The sequence below is a fragment of the Neisseria sp. HMSC03D10 genome (assembly GCF_001807625.1).
Classification (GTDB): domain Bacteria; phylum Pseudomonadota; class Gammaproteobacteria; order Burkholderiales; family Neisseriaceae; genus Neisseria; species Neisseria mucosa.
In genome coordinates, this window is the sequence record NZ_KV789554.1 from 1 (window position 1) to 5583 (window position 5583).

At 52.5% G+C, this 5583-nt stretch carries 5 protein-coding genes; 2 read left to right on the top strand and 3 right to left on the bottom strand.

The genetic code is table 11. From position 1 onward, the window contains the following. Positions 1 to 8: 8 nt before the first annotated feature. A complete protein-coding gene (locus HMPREF3066_RS13590) occupies positions 9 to 170 on the bottom strand; it encodes a helix-turn-helix domain-containing protein (protein WP_321178923.1) in 162 nt (53 codons plus the stop codon). Positions 171 to 353: 183 nt separating this feature from the next. After that, a complete protein-coding gene (gene ggt, locus HMPREF3066_RS07405; protein ID WP_070441714.1) occupies positions 354 to 2123 on the bottom strand; it encodes a gamma-glutamyltransferase in 1770 nt (589 codons plus the stop codon). A gap of 478 nt (positions 2124 to 2601) precedes the next feature. Here ggt and gnd point away from each other — a divergent pair, with 478 nt between their 5' ends. Next, positions 2602 to 4050 (top strand): decarboxylating NADP(+)-dependent phosphogluconate dehydrogenase, encoded by a 1449-nt coding sequence (gnd, locus tag HMPREF3066_RS07410; protein WP_070441717.1) that lies wholly within the window; start codon positions 2602 to 2604, stop codon positions 4048 to 4050. 256 nt (positions 4051 to 4306) lie between these two features. Here gnd and HMPREF3066_RS07415 read toward each other — a convergent pair whose 3' ends face one another. Further along, positions 4307 to 5257 (bottom strand): D-2-hydroxyacid dehydrogenase, encoded by a 951-nt coding sequence (locus HMPREF3066_RS07415; protein ID WP_070441720.1) that lies wholly within the window; start codon positions 5255 to 5257, stop codon positions 4307 to 4309. Between the two features lie 129 nt (positions 5258 to 5386). On the opposite strand from HMPREF3066_RS07415, the gene HMPREF3066_RS07420 reads away from it, so the two are divergent. Then, entirely contained in the window at positions 5387 to 5569 is a 183-nt protein-coding gene (locus HMPREF3066_RS07420; RefSeq protein WP_003763483.1) for a DUF2061 domain-containing protein, read from the top strand. Positions 5570 to 5583: the final 14 nt, after the last annotated feature.

Here is a 5583-nt window from a genome sequence, read left to right on the forward strand (position 1 = left end):
AACGTCGGTCAGCCATTTTTCGTTGGGCTTTTTGGCTTTGAATAGGCGTTTTCGGCGATGAAGAGTTTTTTGCGGTGTCGGGTCATGGTTTTGGATTGGGGATGTTCGAGTGCGCCGATACCGCCTTCCTGATAGGCGCGTATCCATCGTCTCAGGTGGGTTCGGGAAATGCCGTAGTGGTCTGCGGTACGCTGTTGGCTGCGTATATGCAGGTAGTGGAGACGGCTTGGTATTTGAAGTGTAATGTATATTTGCTCATAAAAAAACTGCACCTTGTGAGTTGGAGGGGATGTCCAACTTTTGGGGGGCAGTTCAGTTTTCAGACGACCTTTTATCCACAAGCTGATTGGTGATCAATCGCCCATGACTTTACCTTCGCGGCGCGGGTCGGCACCGCCGAGCAAACCGTCTTTGCCGATCACAATGCCTTGTACGCCGGAATTCAAATCGCGGATTTGGACTTTGTAGCCCAGTTTTTCCAACACTGCCGCTTTGTCCGCCGCAGCGGTTTTTTCCTCGATTTCATACTGGCTGCCGCGATTGAGCATATTCGGCAGGGAGATTGCCGCCTGAATGTCCATACCCCAATCGATATGCGCCACCAGCGTTTTGGCGACGAAACCGATGATGCGGCTGCCGCCGGGCGAACCGACTGCCAGATAAGGCTTACCGCCTTTCATCACAATGGTCGGCGCCATCGAAGAACGCGGCCGCTTGCCGCCCGCCACGCTGTTTGCCACCGTTTTACCGTCCGCGCCGACGGGGTTGAAAGCAAAATCGGTCAATTCATTGTTGAGCAGATAGCCGTTTGCCATCAGTCCCGAACCGAACGCGTTTTCAATCGAAGTCGTCATCGACACGACGTTGCCGTCTTTATCCACAACCACCAAATGGCTGGTGGACGGCAGCTCTACCGCCATACCCTGCGCGTATGCCTTGCCGAACTTGCCTGCCTGAATGTTTTCCAACGCCTTGTCGGATTGGCGGATTTCTTCGGCACGCGGTTTCAGGTAAGCCTGAGAAATCAGGGCACGGGTCGGGACGTTGACAAACGCGGGATCGCCGACGTAATAATCGCGGTCGGCAAACGCAATCCGCGACGCATCTCCTATCCAGCGCCAACTGTGGATATTTTCCGCGCCTAATGCCTTCATATCCTGATTTTGCAGGACGCCCAAAATCTCGCCCAAAGCAATCGCGCCCGAACTTGGCGCGCCCATGCCGCAGACTTCGTATTCACGATACGGCGCGCAAACCGGTTCGCGCTCGATAACGCGGTAGTTTTTCAAATCCGCCATGATGATTTTGCCGGGGTTATCCACAGCGCCGGTAACGGCACGGACAATATTCTGCGCCTGCACCCCCTGATAAAACGGCGCGCTGCCTTTTTCCGCCAACAGACGCACGGAGCGGGCAAATTCAGGGTTTTTCAACACCGTTCCCGCTGCCAAAGGCTTGCCGTCGGGCAGGAAATACGCGGCGGTTTGCGGATAACGTTTCAAAGGCTCCAAATTTTGCTCGATGGATTTCGCCATGCGCGGTGAAACGGTAAAGCCTTGTTCCGCCAAAGCAATCGGTTTGTCAAACAGGCTTGCCCAAGGCAATTTGCCGTAACGCTTGTGGACATCTTCCAGCAGCTTCGGAATCCCCGGCACGCCGACCGAACGGCCGCCGACCACTGCGTTCATAAAGCCCATCGGCTTGCCGTTTTCATCCAAGAAAAGCGCCGGCGTTGCCGCTTTCGGCGCCGTTTCTCGGGCATCAAACGTCGTCAGTTTTTTCGCCTTATTGTCCCAATACACCAAAAACGCACCGCCGCCCAAACCGGAAGACTGCGGCTCGGTCAGTCCCAGCGTGGTCTGCATGGCGATCATCGCATCTATCGCGCTACCGCCGCGTTTCAAAACCTCGTATCCCGCCTCGGTCGCCAACGGATTGGCAGACGCCGCCATATAATGCTTGGCGCGGATCAATTTCTGCTCGGTCAGCCCCGTCCCTTGTTCCGGCGCATGGTTATCCACAGCCGTCGGCAAAGGCGCGGCATCAGGTTTCTGCATCGGCTGGTGCGCGCACGCTGCCAAAACCAAAGCTGCCAACAGGTTTAAGCCAAAGGAAAATTTCATATCTGCTCCCTTTTCGTTGAGATATTTTTCAGAAGACCTGCGGTTGAAAAACACAAAAGGTCGTCTGAAACATGAAAACCGATTGGACTGTTTATCTCTTCGGACAGTTCCGTTTGAGCCCTGTATAAAACCGGCAGGCTGTGTGTATAGCCGGAAAGTTATACACAAAACCAAACCGGATTTCAAAATTATCCACATCTGCAAACAAGGCAAACGGCAGTTTATCCGCATCCAAACTCTACATTCAACTTATTGAACTAAAAAAGGAATAAAAGTTATACACAAACAAATGCGCGACTCAATATAATCATCCATTTATTATTTAAAATCTTATTTATAGTTTGTTTCCCAACGCGCAGGCAAAGCCCGCAACGTAAAGGCATCTTTTCAAAAAATTAGATAGTTAAGGATTGTTAAACCTCTGTAAATCAGATAGAGTTACGGCTGATAAATTAAATTAATAATGGAGCTTCCATCAATGAAAGGCGATATCGGCGTCATCGGCTTGGCCGTTATGGGTCAAAATTTGATTTTGAATATGAACGATCACGGTTTCAAAGTCGTGGCGTACAACCGGACCACTGCTAAAGTAGACGATTTTCTCAACGGCGCAGCCAAAGGCACCAACATTATCGGTGCCTATTCATTGCAAGATTTAGTGGATAAACTGGAAAAACCGCGCAAAATCATGATGATGGTACGCGCAGGTTCTGTTGTGGACGATTTTATCGAGCAACTTGTCCCGCTTTTGGACCAAGGCGACATTATTATTGACGGCGGCAACGCCAACTATCCCGATTCCACCCGCCGCACGCACGAGCTGGCGGCAAAAGGCATCCGCTTTATCGGCGCGGGCGTTTCCGGCGGCGAAGAAGGCGCGCGTCACGGCCCGTCCATCATGCCCGGCGGCGACGAAGCCGCATGGCCTGCCGTCAAACCCATTTTCCAAGCCATTGCCGCCAAAACCCCGCAAGGCGAACCTTGCTGCGACTGGGTCGGCCGCGACGGCGCGGGCCATTTCGTCAAAATGGTGCACAACGGCATCGAATACGGCGATATGCAGTTGATTTGCGAAGCCTACCAATTCATGAAAGACGGTTTGGGTCTGAGCTACGACGAAATGCACCGCATTTTCAGCGAATGGAACCAAACCGAGCTGGATTCCTACCTGATCGAAATCACCGCCGCGATTTTGGGCTACAAAGACGAAAACGGCGAACCTTTGGTCGAAAAAATCCTCGATACCGCCGGACAAAAAGGCACAGGCAAATGGACCGGCATCAACGCCCTCGATTTGGGCATCCCGCTGACGCTGATTTCCGAAGCCGTGTTCGCCCGCTGCGTATCCGCGTTCAAAGATCAACGCGTTCAAACCGGCCGCTTGTTCGGTAAAACCGTTACCCCCGTTGACGGCGACAAAGCCGCGTGGGTCGAAGCCCTGCGCCAAGCCCTGTTGGCATCCAAAATCATCTCCTACGCACAAGGCTTCATGCTCATCCGCGAAGCCAGCGAAAACAACGATTGGGCATTGAACTACGGCAACACCGCCCTTCTGTGGCGCGAAGGCTGCATCATCCGCAGCGCGTTCTTGGGCAACATCCGCGACGCATACGAAGTCAATCCCGATTTGGTGTTCTTGGGTTCCGACCCCTATTTCAAAGGCGTATTGGAAAACTGCCTGCCCGCATGGCGCAGAGTCGTCGCCAAAGCCATCGAATGCGGCATCCCCATGCCCTGCATGGCTTCCGCGATTACCTTCCTCGACGGCTACACCACCGAACGCCTGCCCGCCAACCTGCTGCAAGCCCAACGCGACTACTTCGGCGCGCACACCTACGAGCGCACCGACAAACCGCGCGGCGAATTCTTCCACACCAACTGGACAGGCAAAGGCGGCGATACCGCATCGACCACTTACGATATTTGATTTGTCTGAATCAGCGAAAAGGTCGTCTGAAAACCAAAATTTTGGTTTCAGACGACCTTTGCCGTTTGAAAGCATTGGTTTTTGACGAAATCCACGGATTGCTCACAACTTATCCACAATTTGAACCTCATCCCAATTCAATCAAACCAAACCTAATTCATTGAAAACTATCAATATACAAAAGGCCGTCTGAAAATTTTCAGACGACCTTTTAAATTGTTCACAAAATTATCAACAGGGCTAAGGGCTATCGGCATCAAACCAGATTCTGCGGATTGCCTGCGACGAAGCGGTTGATGTTGTCCACAAGGATGTCAAACAGACGGTTGGCGGCCTCTTGGCTTGCCCATGCAATGTGTGGCGTGACAATGAGGTTGGGCAGTCGAGCTTTCAGCAGAGGGTTGCCGTCGCGCGGCGGCTCTTGTGTTAACACGTCAAAACCTGCCCCGCCGATTTGGCCGTATTTCAACGCCGCAACCAAAGCGGCTTCATCAACCAAGCCGCCGCGCCCGCAGTTGATGAGGATGGCGCCGGGCTTCATCTGTTGCAACTCGGCTTCGCCTATCATGTTTGCCGTTTCCGGCGTGAGCGGGCAATGCAGCGACAGCGCGTCGGCAGTGCGGACGGCTTCGTCAAAGGAAACGTAGCCGTCGCGGACGGTTTCGGCGTGTTTGTGTTCGACAAACACGACCTTCATTTTGAACGCCTTTGCATAAGTTGCCAGCGTCTGTCCGATGTTGCCGCGACCGAAAATCGCCAGTGTTTTACCGTTTAAATCGCGCATCGGTGCGCCGAGGTGGCAGAAAAACGGCGAGTTTTCCCACAAGCCTGCTGCAACGTCTCGCTGATAGGCAGGCAGGTTGCGCATCAGGGTAATCATCATCATAAACGCGTGTTCCGCCACGGATTCATTGCCGTAAGCGCGGATGTTGCACACGCTCACGCCCGCTTGCTTGGCGGCAGCAAGGTCAACATTGTTGACGCCCGTCGCGGCTAGCGCAATCAGTTTGAGCTGCGGGTTGGCGGCGATGTGTTCGGCGGAAATCACGACTTTGTTGGTAATGATGATGTCCGCGCCCCGTATGCGCTCGGCGGTCTGATGCGCCTCAGTCGAACCATAGCTGCTTAAAGTATGCGGAAAGTCAAAATCAAACGGACGGTCGGCAAGCGTGCCGCGGTCGAGGACGGCAATGCACAGTGGATTCATATTTCACCTATCAAAAATAAAATAATGATTTAAATAAACTAATTTTGAATAAAATATTCAAAATATACGGCGTAGTTGAGAATAGTTATTATCCGAACCATACAGACATCACCATATCAGGAAACCATCATGATTAAAACCATGACCTTTGCCATTTTACATTTCGCCACCGCGTTTGGCGTTGCCTATATTTTGACCGGCAGCATCGGCATCTCAAGCGCAGTCGCGCTGGTCGAACCGCTTGCCAACACCGTCGTTTTCTATTTCCACGAACAGGCATGGCGACGCTACGAAAAAAATATAGTGGATTAACTTTAAACCAGTAC

What these genes read in the sequence shown, in the direction of transcription:
- ggt (WP_070441714.1), bottom strand. Translation starts at nt 2,123, where the DNA reads ATGAAATTTTCCTTTGGCTTAAACCTGTTGGCAGCTTTGGTTTTGGCA.
- gnd (WP_070441717.1), top strand. Translation starts at nt 2,602, where the DNA reads ATGAAAGGCGATATCGGCGTCATCGGCTTGGCCGTTATGGGTCAAAAT.
- HMPREF3066_RS07415 (WP_070441720.1), bottom strand. Translation starts at nt 5,257, where the DNA reads ATGAATCCACTGTGCATTGCCGTCCTCGACCGCGGCACGCTTGCCGAC.
- HMPREF3066_RS07420 (WP_003763483.1), top strand. Translation starts at nt 5,387, where the DNA reads ATGATTAAAACCATGACCTTTGCCATTTTACATTTCGCCACCGCGTTT.